This is a genomic window from Puniceicoccaceae bacterium (assembly GCA_040224245.1).
Lineage (GTDB): Bacteria > Verrucomicrobiota > Verrucomicrobiia > Opitutales > JAFGAQ01 > JAKSBQ01.
In genome coordinates, this window is sequence record JBEGIR010000044.1 from 12,201 (window position 1) to 30,699 (window position 18,499).

The 18,499-nt window shown below is 52.6% G+C and carries 12 protein-coding genes; 3 read left to right on the top strand and 9 right to left on the bottom strand.

From position 1 onward, the window contains the following. Positions 1-87: 87 nt before the first annotated feature. The 3 genes from ABQ298_07265 to ABQ298_07275 form a co-directional block, all read right to left on the bottom strand. Positions 88-2,928: a TonB-dependent receptor gene (locus ABQ298_07265; protein MEQ9824166.1), complete on the bottom strand. Its 2,841-nt coding sequence runs from the start codon at positions 2,926-2,928 to the stop codon at positions 88-90. Between the two features lie 507 nt (positions 2,929-3,435). Beyond that, entirely contained in the window at positions 3,436-4,425 is a 990-nt protein-coding gene (locus ABQ298_07270) for a FecR domain-containing protein (GenBank protein ID MEQ9824167.1), read from the bottom strand. A 35-nt stretch (positions 4,426-4,460) separates the two neighbouring features. Then, on the bottom strand, positions 4,461-5,030 hold the full coding sequence (locus tag ABQ298_07275) for a sigma-70 family RNA polymerase sigma factor (protein MEQ9824168.1): 570 nt from the start codon (positions 5,028-5,030) through the stop codon (positions 4,461-4,463). A gap of 353 nt (positions 5,031-5,383) precedes the next feature. Between ABQ298_07275 and ABQ298_07280 the strand changes: the two genes are divergently transcribed. Then, the gene (locus ABQ298_07280) at positions 5,384-5,965 is read left to right on the top strand and encodes a type VI secretion system tube protein Hcp (protein ID MEQ9824169.1); all 582 of its coding nucleotides are present in this window, start codon (positions 5,384-5,386) and stop codon (positions 5,963-5,965) included. 163 nt (positions 5,966-6,128) lie between these two features. On the opposite strand, the gene ABQ298_07285 is transcribed toward ABQ298_07280, so the two are convergent. The 6 genes from ABQ298_07285 to ABQ298_07310 all read right to left on the bottom strand — a co-directional run bounded on the left by ABQ298_07285 (position 6,129) and on the right by ABQ298_07310 (position 16,754). Beyond that, complete coding sequence (locus tag ABQ298_07285) at positions 6,129-8,621, bottom strand: glycoside hydrolase family 9 protein (GenBank protein ID MEQ9824170.1); 2,493 nt, start codon at positions 8,619-8,621, stop codon at positions 6,129-6,131. Positions 8,622-8,851: 230 nt separating this feature from the next. Further along, positions 8,852-10,525, bottom strand: a complete 1,674-nt coding sequence (locus ABQ298_07290) for an ATP-binding protein (protein ID MEQ9824171.1) — start codon at positions 10,523-10,525, stop codon at positions 8,852-8,854. A gap of 312 nt (positions 10,526-10,837) precedes the next feature. Beyond that, on the bottom strand, positions 10,838-11,044 hold the full coding sequence (locus ABQ298_07295; protein ID MEQ9824172.1) for a hypothetical protein: 207 nt from the start codon (positions 11,042-11,044) through the stop codon (positions 10,838-10,840). Positions 11,045-11,265: 221 nt separating this feature from the next. After that, positions 11,266-11,412 (bottom strand): hypothetical protein, encoded by a 147-nt coding sequence (locus ABQ298_07300; protein ID MEQ9824173.1) that lies wholly within the window; start codon positions 11,410-11,412, stop codon positions 11,266-11,268. A gap of 3 nt (positions 11,413-11,415) precedes the next feature. Then, entirely contained in the window at positions 11,416-15,075 is a 3,660-nt protein-coding gene (locus ABQ298_07305) for a TonB-dependent receptor (GenBank protein ID MEQ9824174.1), read from the bottom strand. 611 nt (positions 15,076-15,686) lie between these two features. Beyond that, complete coding sequence (locus ABQ298_07310) at positions 15,687-16,754, bottom strand: LacI family DNA-binding transcriptional regulator (protein MEQ9824175.1); 1,068 nt, start codon at positions 16,752-16,754, stop codon at positions 15,687-15,689. Between the two features lie 202 nt (positions 16,755-16,956). On the opposite strand from ABQ298_07310, the gene ABQ298_07315 reads away from it, so the two are divergent. After that, positions 16,957-18,147: a Gfo/Idh/MocA family oxidoreductase gene (locus ABQ298_07315; GenBank protein MEQ9824176.1), complete on the top strand. Its 1,191-nt coding sequence runs from the start codon at positions 16,957-16,959 to the stop codon at positions 18,145-18,147. Next, on the top strand, positions 18,144-18,458 hold the full coding sequence (gene rhaM, locus ABQ298_07320) for an L-rhamnose mutarotase (GenBank protein ID MEQ9824177.1): 315 nt from the start codon (positions 18,144-18,146) through the stop codon (positions 18,456-18,458). Before ABQ298_07315 ends, rhaM begins: the two co-directional genes overlap by 4 nt. The last annotated feature ends 41 nt before the right edge of the window (positions 18,459-18,499 follow it).

Genomic DNA, 18,499 nt, shown 5'->3' on the forward strand with positions numbered 1-18,499 from the left:
ACTGAAAAACACAATTGCCCGCTCTCTCCAGTCGAACAGAGCGGGCATCGAATATTGCGGAGTATTCCGCAATTACAGGAAACGGGATCAGAAGGACGCTTTCACGCCGATCTTCCAAATCGTTCCGGTTTTGAGGATGCGCACAAAATTGTCGGCATCCCCGCGATAGGTATATTGGGAAGGAGTGTTTGTGAGATTTCGCGCATCCAGGAAGATGCGAATGCCGGGACGAATCATGTAGTCCAGATTCAGGTCAAGAAACAGACGCTCCTTCTGGTATTCCAACGGTTGTGCTGTTTCACTCCACTTTCCGGTTGATTCATCAAAGGACGAAACTGCCCAGGTCAGAATATCACCGATGTAGTTGGCATTCAGGCGCGCACTGAAATGCCCGATGCTCGCGTTGAACCCACCATTTGCAGTGTATTCAGGTGCTCCCACGAAGAAGCGCTCATCCTCATAATCAAGGTAGGTGAAATTGGCAAACACACCGAAACTGCTGAGCGGTTTTGGTACATTTTGAAACTGCTTCGAGAAATCGATCTCGAGTCCGTTCAGTGAGATCGAGCGGGACGCATTGGTCTGGGTAAAGAGCGTGTATCCCGCAAAACTGGAATCACCTCCATATCCATCCGCGCCCAGCACCTCTGATCCCCCGCTGATCTGACGATCCTTCCAAACCCGGTGGAAAGCCGAAACCGAAATCAATCCGACTGGCTCAAAAAACTTGTCCACGGTGAAAAAGTAGGTCTGTGCCTTCTCTTCCTTCAGGTTGGGATTGTTCGCATTCATTTCGCGTTCGGTTTCATTGATATTGGAGATTCCCGGAATCAGGTTGGCAATGTCTGCTCGTGTGATGGAATCATGATAGGCAAAGCGCAGCACCAGATCATCCCTGAGTTCGTAGTTTGCGTGCAGGTAACCGAGCAACACATCGGTCGTATCCCCTTTCGCCGTAACGGGACGGTTGTTTACAGCATCCCAGCCCGTTCCCTTTGGCTTTGAGCTTTCCCAACGCAAACCCGGTGCAATCTCAAACTTACCAAAATGGAACACATCGGTCACATAGGCACTGAGAATTTCTTCCTCAAAATACCAGTTGTTCCGACGACGCTGATCCCCATTACGCTCGTCATTTTCCACCCAATCCCCCGGGTGTTTGCGGTAATGGTCGTAGAGCTTCCAGGGACTCAGCGGACGAATTCCTTCGAGATTGGTGCCCGTATCAAAGTCCATTCGAAATGTGCTGTCGACAAAGTCCCCCGGATTCGGATCGTCAGCAGTTCCCACCAACCCATCTGCGCCAGTGAAACTCGCCCACAGTCCGCCATAGCGGTGAACTTCAAGATCCCGGGTGTTGTACATCACCCCATATTTGAGTTCCTGCGAAAGGTTCCAGTCAGTCCAGTCGTGCGCAAAATCCAACCGGATCGTCGACTGATTGTCCCGTGAATTGCGCTCGTGCCACTGCATTGCGTTTTCGGTAAACGCATAGTTTGCCGGGTTGCGCCAATCAGGGCCGGACAGCTGCGTGAACTGCAAGTCCGTATCCCCGTCCGAATCCCTCGTCCATGTCCACGAAATGTCTTTGATGTCTGCACGATAGTCCGTGAAGTGACCATTCTCGAGGCTTTCGTACCAATTTCGTGCAATACCGCGATTGATGCGAAAACGGATGCTCAAATCATCGCGCTGGTAATCGGCACCCAGCGTCAGAATCATCGTATCGCCCAGTTTTTCCATGAACTGATTCGACTCATTGGAAATCGAGCCGCTGAGAACCGTCTGCCGGGTCCGCGAATATTCCGAAGTCAGATCGTATTCGGTGGGTCGCAGGCTCAAGGTTCGATTGTAGAAGCGAGCTTCGTAGATGCTGTAGTCCCAGCGTGCAAAAAAGCTCAACTGGTCGCTGTGTCGATAATCCACACGCGCAAAGTAGTTTTCACGAACAGTGGGTTTGGGACCATCCTGAAACCACATCCACCAATACCCCGGAACCTCGGTATCATTGTTATTGGGATTATCGTCGTAATCGTTGTGCCAAAACCAGATGTGCTTCTGAGCAGCAATTGTTGCATGGTGACTGGTACCAAGAGTTACACCCAGTTTTCCATCCATGAACGTGTTGAAGTATTTGAAGGAATAGTTCGCATACCACTTGCGGCTGTCCTGATCCTGCCAACCCGGTGTTTCATCAAGGTCAGTGTAGTAGGAATTTGTTGCAAACCCGAACGACAGGTCAATGACCTCCCCATCAAAATCAAACGCGCTCTGGGTGACCAGATCGACTGTGCCTGACAGCGCTGACGGCTGATCCGGCGTAGGCGTCTTGGTCAACTGCACCAGTTCCACACTGTCCATGGAGAGTTGTTCAAACTCAAACACACGACCCGTTCCAATATTCGAGGAGCCCGCACTGGGAACAAAAAGCCCCTCGAGCAGCACGTTTCCATACTTCGGGTTCAAACCACTGATGCGCACTGCGCGGGCATCCGCTTCCACATAGTCCAGCGAAACACCGGGCATCAGCTTGAGAAACTCACCCGCATTTCCCTCGGAAATGTTCCCGAGCGAGTCCGCAGACACAACTTTCACCGGATTGAGAGCCACCTTCTGCTCCATGACCGCGCGCGCCGTTCCGCCACGTGCTTCAGTGATCACCTCAAAAGCCTCGAGTTCATAGACCTCTTCGCCCTGTGCAAATGCACTGATCAGCCGAAAATTTGCATCCACACTTCCCTCGCTCGGCACTTGTACCGTGAGTTCGGCAGATTCCAATCCGGCATAGGACGCCCGCAACGTCACGGCACCTTCGCGAAGCCCCGACACCACAAACCGCCCACCGGGTCCGGCAAGGACGGAACGTCCTGTGCCCAGAACCTCAATTCTCGCATTTCTCAAGTTATTGCCAGTATCTGCTTCTGACACGACACCACGGATATCGCCCGCGATCAGCCAGCACGGGGAAAATATCAGGAATACACCGCACAGGGCTTTGCGCCACCATGTGTGTGACCGAGTAGAACTCCACAAGAACAGGGGTCTTTTCATATCAATCAATTTTGGGTTCAGAAGAGGTTTCATCCGCATGAATCCACCTCGCATGAGTTTCAGTTCGCATACACCTGCAGCTTGCTCGGGGCCGCATCTTCCCGCTCTCAGTGAACACCATGGGGCGAAGGATGGATCAAAAACCCGCCGTCAGATCGACTGCGATTGGGGAGATGCAACCCGTGCAGTAACACTGCAGGGTCGCACTCAACACGGACCAAGCCCTCGCACTACTCAAAAAATTTTCTGCCCACGCAAGATACCTTGTTCGGCAGACAAGGGAGCATCCAACCACACCCGTCCTTTGCAGGAGCACGATCTACGCGGGTTGGACTCGCACCTCACCCGCTGGGAAATCTTCCATTGAACACCACCCAGGATTGCTCAGGACTTGGGCTGGAGCACGATGCCTGTGGCAGATTCGACCACTTCAATTTGCAGGGTCATTTCAAGCAACTCGAGGAACTCCTGCTGGTTATCCGGACTGACAGTAACCGACATGCGCAATTGACCCAATGCAGGATCAGAAATCACGATGTCCACCGCGTTGAAACGGTTAAACTCCTCAATGATTTGATACAGTGGCGCCGATACCATCTCAATGATCTGATCCTTCCAAATCATCTTTGATTGATATTCCGCAGTGGAAAAGCGATGAACCTCCGGTGCCGAACGATTCTCCCCAACACGAAAATTGACCATCTCCCCAGCCTTCAGCTCCGGCAACCAGGGTTCCGATGCTGTAGGATCATCGTGCACACTTGCACGATCCTTCAAAGCGACACGACCTTCAGTCACATATACTTCACAAAAAGTGTCACTGGCATTCACCGAAAACACCGTTCCCAATGCGACAACCTCCGCGTGCTGCATTCCCACCACAAACGCACGCTCCGCATCATGGGCTACTTCAAAAATCGCCTCCCCATGGCGCAAATCCAATCGACGGGATTTTGCATCATACCACACTCGCAGATCGCTTCCCTGTTTCAAATAAACCGTGGAGCCGTCACTGAGAAAGTGCTTTTTCCCACCCTCAAAATGCTGCCAATTCGCATGGTCTGTTGTCAGAATCTCCGGTTCGACACGACTCCGGTTATGCCATGCAAACATGAGCAGCACACAGGCCGCGATTGCTACAAGCGGACTCCATAGCCATTTCCCTGTCCCCAATGCCCTTCGGGACACAAACAAATCCGGATTGGGTTCTGAGCTGAGTTCAGGCTTCCAGAAGCGCATGGAATCAAGATTGCTCCAATCCACCTGGTGTTCGAAAAAACACTTCTCGTGATTGGGGTGCTGCTTCTTCCACCTTTCGAACGCGCGTTCCTGTTCTTCCGACAAGCCCTCTTCATGCAGCAGTACCCACCGCATGGCTTCCCTGATTTGCCTCTTGCTGTATTCCTGCTTCATCGCTTGTGCTCTCCCCGTTTCCCCTGAAGTCCTCGATCCAACGAGGCATAAAACTCCCTACATCGTTTCATCCCGATCAGCAACTGATTCTCGACCGTTCGGTGCGATAGCTTCAACTCTGAAGCAATCTGCTTTGCGGACATTCCATAGACCTTGCGCAAGGTCACTACCCGACGACACTGTTTCGGCAGCGTTTGAATGGCACTTGTCAAAATCTCAAACTCCTCCTGTTCAATCAGTTCCGAGCGGACATCTCTGCCCGGCATTGCCAAGCCATGTCCGTCCATCTCCTCACAGCTCATCGAATGAAACTTCACCACCTTCTCCCTGCGCAGTGCATCAATACAGAGGTTCCTCGCTGTCGCAAAAAGGTAGGCTTTGGGTGCCTTCAGACGGAATTTTCGGTGAACCTTCAGTACCTTCAAATACGATTCCTGCACGATTTCATCCCATTGCTGAAGTGACGGATAGCGGTGTTTCAACCACGCCTTCAGTGCTGGCTCGTGGGGATAAACCTCCCTCAGGAACCACTCGTTCTCAGATCGACTGAATTGGGGTAAACTCATGGGTGCGATGCAACCTTCCGTCATCATTCCCAATGCTCGAGTCCGACAGAATGTTCACCCTCAATACGAAGCAAAAGATCAGGTTACTCAAAACTTTTTGCACGGCTGACGGTCCGGGCGCTTTCCAATACCCTCGACCATTCAACCCATTTCCGGAAAAGCCACATCGCCACACCCGTGTAGAGGGCCGCATTTACTGAGAACATTCCCACAAGCTCTGAAATCACCCATTGACGGTTCAAAAATCCAGCCTTCTGTGCAATTGCTTTTCCTAATAGACTCTATAAATTCCACTTCAATCGAAAGCGACAATTCCAATTGTCGAATCAACTCAATATTCTAAAATTCTCCGTATGAACAAAAAAGCTGTTCTTCGCTTCGGCCTGCTGATCTCCCTCATCCTGACCTCACATAGTTTTGGTGAAATTCAGGTACTCATGAAACTGGATGGCATCACACTGCCCAAAACCTTCTCTTCAAAATCGGAACTCCCTGCATTCACTGATGGATACATCACCATTCAGGGCGCATCTTCCGGTTACGCTGTGAGCGGAACCGATTCCGGTGCCGGTTCAAGAACAGCGGGACGGGCAGATTTTTCTGAATTCAGTATTTTCAAACCTGCAGACGAAATCACCCCCATCCTGACACTGCACGGTGTGCAGGGTTCCGTCCTCAACAAGGTCATCGTTGTCTGGGTGGAAGTAACCGACGCACAAGCCCGCCCGGCCAAACTCATGGAATTCACGCTCGAAAATGTAAGAGTGTCCGGTGGTGCAATTTCCGGAAGTGAAGGAGATCAAAGCGGAACCGAATCGACCACCTTCGTTTGGGAAAAAATGACAATGCAATCCTTCATCAGGGATGACAAAGGTGGCGTCACCGACGGACCCAAAGTGGTGATTGATGCGACAAACAACACCGCATCCTCCTGAAGCCACCCTTGCTTACAGAGTCCAAATCCTTTTCCCCTCCTGTCAACCTTCTCAACACACTGTTACAGGGAGACGTCAGATGCGATATCTGACGTCTCAACCGCCCAAAGGCACCACACTGAGGACGACCGAGAATCACCGGAAATCCCCTAATCCGTTGATCCTATAGTGAACGCGCAGCGTGAACCAACAGCATGTAGCTCGAGGCGATATTGACCACATACTCGTTCTGCCCCCAGAAGAACGGCCAGTCCTCCTTGTTTTCAGGAAAATCCGGCTTGAGAATCAACACACCCGGCACGACTCCTCCCGCAATAAAGGAAAAATCGGTGCGATTCGTTCCATACGCAACCTGTTTGGAACGCGCGCCAACGGCGGACACAAACGACAGGTCGGAACCGGGATGCGTGCCAAGCAGGTAGTGCAGGCTTCGCAAGGTGCCGGAACCATCAAATTCATCAGGAAAGACTTGATGCAAGGCATGCTGTGTGAGTCCGTAGCCCACCACGGCTCCATTGCCAGCCCACCCCCCACGCGTGATGGGCACTTCAAAGGGATTTTCATTGAGCATCGGCTCCATGAAACTGCGGAGTTCCAGAGAAAGTGCCCGTATGCGTTGTTGGGCCTGCTCGGGCAAATCCGCATACACCCGCAAAAAGTTCGCAGCATCCCACATGAACGATTGCACTCTGTCGGGAATCAATGCTTGCACCGCCTCAAGGTAGCGCGACTCACGTGTTGCCACCCATAGTTCAACTGCAGCCTTGAGTTGCTCACTCTCGATTCGCCCCCCAGTTGTATTGCCCCAGCGAAAAGTAGCGGGTTCATGAGTCTGCTCAAATGCCCATACACGGGTAGCCGTTTCGAGACATTCGATTGCCAGATCCGGGTCGATTTCCCCAAGCACGCGACTGGCGGCTGCAAGCGCCGCTGCAGAACCATAATTCAATGCAGTGGTGTGGGTGGTAAAGGCCCAACGGTCATCGAACTTTCCGCTGCGGTCACCATCGACTTCCTGTTCACCCAGTGATGCATCGTAAAAGCGATTGTCCGTCTTGGTGACCCCGTCTCCAAGGTGCGTGTACTGATGCAAGTGGGCCGCCACAATGCCAGGAATCGCATGTCCCACTGCGCGGTGCTGCGCGATCAGCGCGAGCGTTCCATGTTTGATCTGCTGCAACAGATCACAAGTGCCATCGGGTTGGTGCAGTTCGACTTCCCGGGTATCCCAATTCACTGACGTATGGTCGCGGGTAACGCCATACTGCTCTGCAAGGCGAACGAGATTCAGAACGACCGCATACTGAGTCTGCGTTCGGATGTCGTAGTCACCAGCATCATACCAGCCACCGATATTCAATCCGGGGATCGTTTCACCCGGTTCAAACTCAGTATCCGTGCTCGGCCCCATGGCGTAGAGATCAAAGTGTTCGTGATTTGGAGGAGCCTGCAGCGCGTCATCGAGGTGAGAGGCACCATGCCACACCCGGTAGGCTTCATTGACAAACATGTGATCCATCTGCACCGGAAAAAACACATCGAGCGTCGCGTGCCATGCTGCATCATAGGCGGGTTGGCGAATCGGAAAGGCTGCTGTCGTCACCCCGTCGTACTGAATCTGGTACAGCCCCGATTCGCTCACTTCGCTGAAATCGAATCGATAGTAGTCATATCGCAGGTAACGCTGCGGGGATTCGGGAGTCCACTGGAGCACACGCTCCCGCTCACCACTGGGTTGAATCCGGATCAGCTCAATCGGACCCGATATTGCGGCATTGGGATCCATTTCAAGCATTGCCACCTTTAGATCCTGTGGACGGTATCCGACTTGTGAGTGTGCAATGACGGGCTTGCGCACCCAATCCGAAATCGCAGATCCCTCGATCGTCCACTCGATCACCGTGCCAGTCACATCGGAAGGGAGGGTTTCGCGCAGCACAAACCAACCATTCTGGGCCTTGCTCCGACCGTCGTAAAGCGCAAGCTTCCCGCTGCTTTCGCTCGTGATGCGAATGCGTCGACTCACATCCTCGGGTGCCATCACAAACGTGGACCCAGTGGCCAGTGGTGTCGCCTGAACGCGACCGTCGTCAAGAGCTTCCACATTGCCAGCCGGGTAGAGCGGAAACGCCTGTGCGTGGTCACTCACGACGAAGGTTTTTCCGAAATAGGCACTCGGAAGAAACTCAAGGTTGAACCCCGCGCGACCCTGCAAGGCTTCGGGCACGGGAGAATCGATTTCCACCCGAAGTTTCAGCTGAAGGGGTTTCCCCGTAGGTTCGACCACTATCGCATAGTCCCAGTCATGCTCCGGGTAATGCAGTCGGGCCGTCACCTTCCCGCTCGATTCATCGATATTGCGCTCCTTGAAGGTTGGAATTGCATCCCACTGTTCAGGCGTGACATCCAAGCGCACATCGCCATTGGTCACCGTGCGTTCGCCATGGTGGATCATTTCCACGCTGCTGATCTTGGCATCGCTGAACAGTCCGTCATACCAGTTGCAAAAGACCAAAACTTCCCAGCCGGGAGTCTGAAACACTCCTTCGGACGTCAGACTGGGGGGTTGCACATTGGCCTGAATCACCTGAATCGGTGTTGAGACAATAACACAAGCGATTGCGATCCGACGCAGAGGGGTAGAGATATTCTTCATGGTTGTCCGGGGAAGTGGGTGAATCATGCCCAAGTGGAAAGGGCCGGGAAACATCCGAAACCTTTCAATTAATCGTTTTATGACAAGCAGGAATTTCACAAACTGTCACTGAGATTCATCAATGGAAGTTTCCAAAGTCGAATCGATCCCAAGTCTTCGAGCCAAATGATTGACGCTTTTCGGAAGGTTTGACTCTCCTTCATCACGGGTTTTTCGCCCGTTTCCGATCCTCAAATTGAGTCCGATTGCGTGAATTTTTCCTGTTCGAGTGTCGACAGCAAAACGTTTGCAATGTCGTGCTGTCGAAAGGGTTTTCCGATGAAACCATCCATCCCTGCCTGGAAACAGTGATCCACAAACGCCTCATTTCTTGAAGCCGAAACCGCTACAATGCGCGTGTGTTTGTGGCTATCCAGATTCCGGATTCTGCGCGTTGCTTCCCACCCATCGAGATCAGGCATATTGATATCCATCAGAATCAAATCATAATCCTGCCGGGAAAGTGCCTGTATCAGTGCCAATCCGTCAGAAACGCAATCTGCCTGCACTCCACATTTTGCGAGTATCCTGAGGATGAGTTTCTGATTGAATGCATTATCCTCTGCAACAATCACACGCAGTCGATTGACCCGCTCACGCTGCGCTCCCAGCAACTCGTTCACATCAGCTTTCGGGTCCGGGTGGAGCGGAAGCTCCGTCTGCATGGGAGGGGGTGTCGTGCACGGAAAACTGAGGATAAAATCGCTTCCCGCTCCGGGTTTGGAGACCAGTGTGATCGTACCCTGCATCAGATTCATGATCGATTTTGTGATGCTCAATCCCAGTCCGGTTCCCTGAAATTGATAGGAATCAGAACCTTCCACCTGCGAAAAGGCTTCAAAAATATCGGCCTGACGCGATTCCGGAATGCCCCGCCCGGTATCGGACACCGTTAGAATCAACTGCCCCGAGTCCTTCTGGACTGTGTGCTCGTGGAAACGAACCCGCAAGGTGACTCGCCCACTCTCCGTAAACTTCAGCGCATTGGAAAGCAAGTTGTTCAGGCATTGCACCAGCGCATCCGGATCCATGTGCACGAGCACCGGGGCAAGCGGGTCGATTTGCAAATCAAATTCGAGTGCCTTCTTCTCCGCAAGATGTTTGAAGGAATGATAGACCTGCGACATCAAGGTGTGCAGTTCCACCTCACGCAGGCTCAATGCCATCTTGTCCGCTTCGAGGCGGGAAAAACTCAGAATCTGGTTGATCAGGTGAATCAGCTGTTTGCCGTTGTGCTGAATGACCGAAACCCATTCCTGCTGTTCCGCATCCAGCTTGCTCTCTTCGAGAAGCTCCGTGAATCCAATGATCGAATTCATGGGTGTGCGAATCTCGTGGCTCATGTTCGCCAAAAAACGTTCCTTGATTTGATTGGCCTGTTCCAGCTCGCGATTCACGCGTTCAAGGTTTTCCGTATCGCGATAGATCCGCCTCACCAACAATCGAACAGGTATCATCGCGAGTAAAAACACCCCGACCCCAAGCACAAGTGTTGAGGTCAGTGCACGCCGAACCAGCTGTTGCTCGGGAGCACGATTCATGTGAACCGTGACTCCACCAATAGTCTGCCCCTGCGCGTTAAATACAGTATGAGAACGCGAAGCGATGATCGAGTTCTGCTTGAACACAATGCCCGGTGGATTCAGGAGGGGGTCGACCGTTGGCAGCTCGCCCGTCCACCCCAATGCCTGCAGTGCCTCACGATCCTGTACCTGAACCAGGATTTTGCCCTGACCATCATAGACGATCACACTCAGAACGTCTTCATCACTCAAGAGTGATTTTGCCCCGGTCTCGATGCGATGTAAGGAACCTGTCACGATCTGTTCACGAATCACATTCGAGTAGGAAATCACGATGGACATCAGTTTCCCCTGATACCCGGAACGGATCGATTGTATGCTTCGATAGGCAATCCAAGTCGTAAAAAACGCAGCAAGACATGCGAGAACAAGCAGCAAAGGACCAAGGTAGCGTCTGTTCTCCTTCGAAGTCATCGGATGAGAACAGACTAGAACGCGAGTCGTCCCGAATCAATCGCAATGACAATGGTTACGGTCGATTCTAAAAAACTAAACGGAATATCATCATAACACTCATGAAAACAACGAAATGCCGCCAAATTCTTGGCCTGACGGCATGCTGAGTGCAATGATAGGATCCATCATTCGTTTGCTTCAGGGTTCTTCAGCCTCACGCGTCGATGATTGTTTTGCAGACTTTCCCTCGCGAATCTGGCGAATCGACTGAAAGAGCAGCAGACTGGCAGCAACTTCGTCGAGGTTTCCAACAATCGGCAGGTTATCCGGAATCTCGAATACCCCCATCGTAAAGTTGAGCAGAAACAGGATCGAGATGGCGGCAAAAAAATAATGGCGAATCATGGCAAACAAGGGTGCAGGAATGCTGGATGTGAAGGGAACAATGTCGTTCCCGTTGAAGAAACCTGATTCTCCCAAATTCGCAACGACAGGCGGATTTCTTGTGAAGCAAAAGAATCCCTGGAGGCCGGGTTTAGCGCGAATGAAAAAAGGGATGCCCCTCACGAGGCATCCCCTGATTTGATCGTAAGATCGTTGTGTCAGATAGGCTTACGTTTCCAGCATCAGAAGCGGAATGTATTGGTAACAGCCCAAGTCATTCCCTCGGTAATGCGCTGTGCTGCAATCGATCCGTCCGGATTTGCGGAAATCGGAGTCAGGCTCACGTCTTCACCCACGTTGCGCAGGTTGACCTGAATGCGCCAATCCACCTTTTAGGTGATCGACCGCTCATAGCCTACCCAGAGGTCGACCCTCGTTACAACGTCACCGTAGATTTGTTTGTTCACATCTATACCCGATTTGTCATCCTTGAGGCCGTATCCGAGGATTTGCTCATCCTGGTAGCGGAGGGCACCACCGATGTTGAAACCCTTGTAGCGGTCACCCGTAAAGGTGTAGTTGGTGATCAGTGAACCATGCCACTGGCTGAGTTCCGGTACCTGAAACCCGATGGATTCTTCCTGGAACTTGACCGCAGACATGATGTTGTCATCATAGTAGCGACGCAAGGTTACGTCCCCACCCCACCACAGGCGAATGTCACCGGCAGGTCCCTGGAGGCGTTCCCACTGCTTCGCAATGAAGTCAAGCATGGGGGTACCGAGCGACTCACGATACGCATCCGTCTTCGAGGCATTCAGCTGAATGTTCCAGTTGGATACCGGACGATAGTTCAGCTCGAATTCCCAACCCTTTGAGGTATTGTCGATGGTTCCGTTTGGATTGATACCATTGATCTGCCCATTGTTCTGGGAGGAGAATCCGGTAGTGTAGGTTCCGACCTGGAAACCCGAGTTTGCAGCAGCCGCAATGAGTGGCTGGATGTCGCCTGTAGACTTATAAGTGTTGTAGGCCGATTGCAGTTCACCGACATTGGCGGGGATCTGATAGTTGGCGAAGAACTCAGCATCGAGTCCGTTCATCCAGTCATCAATGACCTGCGCCTGATGCTGCATGCTCGGGTGATCAAGCCAGCTCTTAGTGGCTGCATCATCCCATGCAGAATCCCAACCAGAGTCCACAAGCGCCCAGTTCCAGTGCCAGTTCTGATTCGGATCGAGACCTTCACGACCGAAGAGATACATGAGGGAGTTCGCAGTTCCCCATGCCTCGAGCTGATACAAGTAGTACTGATTCGAACCGAGGATGGAAGTGCCGCCCGGCAAGTTCGCATTCTTCACCTTGGTTTCAAAACGACCCACCTTGAGTGTGAGCTTATCATCGAAGAGGTTCACGACCACCCCGAAGTCCTCGCTCTCTGCCGAAGGATTGTCCAGCGGATTACCATCGTAGTTCATGCGCGCTTCAACCTTGGTGTTTTCACCCACGTTGTAATACGCACTCAGACCCGAGACGAACTTGACCTTCTCGACCCACTTCTGCGGCATGTGTGCCACAACGCCCCAAGATACGGTTTCTCCTTTGTTGTCGAGCACCTTTTCCTGCGGCACTGCATGGGTATCTGAGATTCCAGTCTCATCTTCGAAACCTGTTGCTGTGTAGGTTTCGAGAACATCTTCACGCCAGCCCAGAGTCGGCACCAGCAATCCATCAAACAGGTAACCCTGCCATACAAATCCCTTGGAGTCCACAATCTGTTCCCTCACACCATAGTTGGTGATCAGCTGATCGCGCTCGCCTTTATCCGCATTGAGGATGTAGGCGGGACCTGATGTCCATCCGGTGTAGTTCGCCGGATTGTCAGCCTGTGCTAATGCAGCGTCAGGATCAATGGAACCTTCACCAAAGTGTGCGACCCACGCACCAGCAGGATCCACGTAACTCGGATCTGAAGGATCGCGTGAAGGCAGCCACTCGGTCTTGAAGTAAGTCGTATTATAGACTCCCGACGGATTGTAATAGGTATTAATCTTCCCGATGTTGAGTCCCGAAGCAGAGTTGCGGTTAAACAACGGATCGGTCAGATAAATCATCGGAGTTACATCGCGTTCAGATTGACCGAGCAGGATGTTGCTACCCTTATTGGCTGAGAGATCGTATGCCCACTCGTAGGTGGTCGCGGAAGGACGCCATTGCGTTACGGTTTCATACATCTCTTCGCGCGTCATCAAGCCTGTGAATACATGGCGACCGATGAAGCGGGCCAGCCAGGATTCCGCATCCATGAAATCCGCTGCGCGGAATTCGCCAAAGGCAGTGATGCGGTTGGTCTCACGCTTGATAGTGCGCATTTCGTTGCTCGCGAATCCACCGGCCAGGAAGGCCGCGCCTGCCATCGGATTGACGTAAGGCTGCTCAGCACTGGGCGTAAACCCGGGAACGGTATAGGAATCAGGATCGATCAAACCATCGGTATTCTCACCCGTCGGATCCACGACACGGGAATAGGCAGACTGCTGATGTTGCAGGTTCTTGTTGATGTCGATCGAGATGTAGGGACGATCCCAGGTTGCACCTTCGCGCCATTCCTTGTAGTCTTGGCGGTCATACACATATTCCACACCCAAACGATTATTGAAGAAGGTCTGAGCCACCGAAAAATTCGTGTAGTCCCACTTCTTGAACTCACGTTTGTTGTCACCATCCACGAGGTAATCGTAGAAGTTGAAGATGGAATCATCCGTCAGGGTGCGATCCTTGTAATACCCACGGGTTGCCAGCGGAAAGCGGGACACATTCCCTTCGGTTGTGTCGATGCGGTCAATCTGAACGGCGTAGTTGTTATAACCCGCCACACGCAACGGTGATCCGTAAGGGATGTTGATTGCATTGTCAATGGAGCCATCACTAGACAGACCTCCCGGGTAATCACGCGGTGCCTGACGGGACACGAAGAACGGACGCGAATCGCCATTGCGGAACCAGAAACCAATGCCGCCGTTGTTCAGTGCAGAACCGTCAATCGCAGCTGTTCCCGGAATGTAGCGTGGGTTCAGTACGGCTGAATCGGCAAGCGGACCACGCGTCGGGTCTCCGCCACCGCCCTGATTGTACAAGAACATGTCAATCACGCCCTTTCCAAGTCCGATCAGGTTATTGACACCATCTCCGGCAGTATCTTCAAACCAGAGCGTGATTCCATCCTCGGGAGGTAGCATGCGCGGGTAGTTCGACTCGACCATCGCCTTTTCATAGGACAAGCGCACAACCGTCTTGTCTGCCCAGGAGTCCGGCAGAATCTGAGTCTGGAAGGTTCCCGTTGCGAACAGGCGTTCGTCCTGATTGAAGGCAGGCTTCTGACGGAACTTCTGATCGTTGAACAACCCTGCCACTCTCACTGCAAACACATCGGGCATGACTTCCACATTGTAGTCTGCAACGATGCGATTGGAGTTGAACGCAGAGTATTCGTTCTCGATCTTTCCGGAGTTGCCGTTCATCTGAGCCACAATCGTGGTGTGGTTGATGATACCGGCCGGACTTCCCACCCCAAACAGGATGGAGTTGGGTCCGCGCTGGATTTCCACACGATCCACGTTGTAGGAGTCCCAGGGAATTTCAGTCAGGAAAAAATTCCGGGTATTGTCTGCTGAGTCCAGACCACGCACACGCGTATTGTTGTTCGGACGCAGCAATGCGCTGCGGTCACCGATGCCCTGGGAATTTCCAAAACCGCCCCAGTTCCCGTAAAGACCACCCACTTCCGTATTGGTTGTGTAGGTCAACAGGTCCTGATTGTTTTTGGACGCCGTATCCTGCAGAAACTGTGCCGTTACGGCTGTCAGCGGAGTCGCCAGATCCCGGTAGTCGGTGCGAATGCGGGTTCCACCGAGAGTATCCGTGGCGGCATATCCGTCATTTCCTTCCGTCGAGACTTCGAACGGTGAGAGTTCATAGACCTCATCATCGAACTCACTATCCTCTACCTGGGCAATCACATTGCCCTGTAGAAACACCAACCATATCAGCATTAATGGCCAGTGTGCATTCTTCGTTATGCATCTTTTCATGGGGTTATTCTGTATTTGGGTTAGACCCGGGCCCAAAATGCAACAAGGGCTTCGGGTTTATTGAGAAATTCTGAAAGGTTCTGATGCCATGCAACCGGCAGCACGTCAGGAGAACGGGTGCGAGTATGGGGTACCACAGAGCAATGGCACACACCGCATGCGCGACAAATCAGCATAAAAGGAATATGGGGTCATACCATACTGCGTCCCTTAGAAATGGGGTCGGAGCGCAATGGCATGGATGGGGTTTGGGGTTAAGAAATTAAGATATCAACAAGAGTGGGGTCATGCAACATGGACGACCGAAATCAACAAATTCATGATGAAACGGAATACCTGAAACATGCTCTTATTTGACGACGCGGACACTTTTGAGTCAAATGCATTCAATGCAGAATTACTCTTTCTAAAGAGTCAGATCTGAGCTTCTTTAACTCCTGACCTTCAATTACTTCCAGACTTATCAAAACCTCAAAATCCTTGCAATCCCCCCGCATTTACTCACACGAAGCATCGCACCCAGTCCCGCAGCCCGACTCGACATTGAGATCGGAATCCATCCCCTGAAACATTCAGTGAATGCCCTCGTTCAGGGGTGCATCCGGGTTCGCAACCGACCCCATGGAGCGAACGGTGGGTCCATCCACCCATGCAGACGGAATGGTCGTGTTCGATGCAGTCTCCGGGATGCCATACTTGTTGGAATAAATCTGGGAAACCAGCAGCTCCATTGCGCGTTCCCCGATGAGGGAAGGCTGCAGGTCGAGTCCGGCAACCGGCACTGAACTGAGTTTGACATTGAGACAGCAGAATCCATGGGTATGCGGAACCACAGCACCCACACCCTCCATCCAGCGCAAGACCCGCGTTCGATGACTGAGTACCACATCGGGTCGGGTTTCCAGGAACCACTCCCGAAAGGATGTTTCTTCAAACTGACGCAAAATCAGGGGATGTATTGCCTCAAAATAAGGATAATATTTGTGGTAGATCTGATACGCAGCCTCCCAGCGGTGCAGCAGGCGCTTGTCATGGTCCAGGTGCATCACCAGTCCGGGTCGACGGTATCCGAGCTGTTTCAGCTTGTTGAGCACCAGAAACATGGAGCGAAAATGATTGGAGCACACCGAATCAATGGCCGGATGTTCGATAATGTAGTCCGTGTACACCCCCGAGAAGTGTTCCCAGTTCAACACTGAGAGTTCCGGTGACGCACCTGCCGGAAGGATGAGGATACCGCGAATACCGCGGGAAATCAAAATCGAATTCAAGCGATCCACCGAAATGCCTTCACTGCCCAACGCAAAAAACTCCACCTTGAACCCCATCTTTCTCGCCGCCCGGTCAGCCCCTTCCATGACTTCGCGATGGTAGCGTTCAAAGACCTCGGGACGCTGCTTAAAGCTCTCCAGATCGACCACCGCAATCACGCCTCGAAAGGTGTCTGCACGCGAACGCCGCATCTGCGACATCAATGCGCCCGCCAGGGGGTTGTACTGGTAGCCGTGTTCCTTGGCCGCAGCCAGTACCTTGTCGCGGGTGGACGCCTTGACGCGTGGACTTCCTCTCAGGGCGTCCGAAACGGTTGTGTGCGAAAGCCCGAGGACCTTCGCAAGTTCCCTTACCGAATTGATTGCCATACGAATTGTTGTTGGGTGGGGTCTGCCGAAAGGGATCGTTGTTTCGGCAAAAACGGGGAGAAGCCACCGCACGATGCTTCTTACTGTCAGAAATGTGGCAACTCGATTAACCAATGCAATCATTTTTTTCTGAATTCAGCCCTTTCCGCCGCAGAAACACCCATTGCGCCCGACGAAAGGATTTTCCAACAACCCTTTGAATATGACAGCAGGTGAAAAACCCCGAATCAGCCTGGTCGGCGTGACCGGTTATGCCAGTATTTATGTCGATCTTGTGCGCAAGGCCCAACAGGAAGGAAGGCTCGATGTCAGTGCATTGATGGTACGCGAGCAGCGTTCGGATCACGAAACCGTGAAGGAGTTCCAACAAACGGGAACCAAAGTGTATCACAGCTTTGATGCAATGTGCGAAGGAGAGGCGGGGAAAATTGACCTCTGCCTCATTCCCACTGGCATTCAGCTTCACGCTTCCATGACCAACAAGGCGCTGCGCAGCGGAGCGCATGTGCTCGTTGAGAAACCGCTTACCGGCTCTGTCAAGGATGCGCTGAGCATCATTCACACCGAAAAGGAAACCCGGCGCTGGGTTGCGGTGGGATTTCAGGACATCTACTCCCGCGATATTGCCTGGTTCAAGCAACAACTGCTCGAGGGTGTGATCGGCAAAATCAAAGCGGTCAAGGTAATCGGTTTCTGGCCCCGCGCCATATCCTACTACCACCGGAACAACTGGGCGGGCAAATTGATGGTGGATGGCTGGGCCGCCATGGACTCGCCGCTCAACAACGCGTTCGCCCATTTTGTGAACATCGCGCTGTTTGTTGCTGGTCCCCAACCCAATAAATCCTGCAATGTGATGGTCACTTCAGCCGACCTGTATCGAGCGCACGACATCGAAAGCTTCGACACTGGCATTGTTCAGGGCATGTCCGACTCAGGCATCGAATTCTGGTTTGGGGTCAGTCATGCCTGCGCGGAGCGGCGCGAACCTGAAATCCACATCATCGGTGAGGAGGGAACCGCGCAGTGGAACCACGAGCAGGACATGATCATACGTCCCAAAAACGGCAACGTGCTCACCCAACCCGTACCGGACTACGCCGCAACCCGCAGCGCCATGTTCGACGCGGTAATTGAAAAACTGCTCAAACCCGATACCTTCATCTGCGATACCCAGATGGCCATTTGCCAGACCCAGATCATCGACGCCATTCACAAGTTTGCGCCCATTCGCACCGTCGCCAATGCCGGCATCGATTTTGTGCAGGGAGCCGACGAGGAATTTATCACCCCTGCCATCAAGGGAGTCGAACGCCTCTTTGAACGGGCGTTTGATGAAAACGTGTCGCTCAGCGAAATCGGAAGCATCCCCACCCTTCCCGCAAAACCATGATCCGCAAAGCATTTGTCATGTCGGTTCACAAAGGATGTGAAGCCGAATACGAAAAACGGCACAACCCGATTTGGAGTGAACTCGAAGCCGTTCTCAAATCACATGGGGTTCACAATTATTCCATTTTTCTCCATCCGGAAACCCGCCAACTGTTTGCCTACGTCGAGATCGAAAACGAAGCGCGATGGTCCGCCATTGCCAGCACCGAAGTGTGCCAGCGATGGTGGAAGCATATGGGAGACGTCATGCCTTCCAACACGGATCACAGTCCGGTCTCTGTCGATCTGAACGAGGTCTTTCACCTCGATTGATATCCGGACGGAACGAGCAGATGCTCGCTACCGTCTGCCCT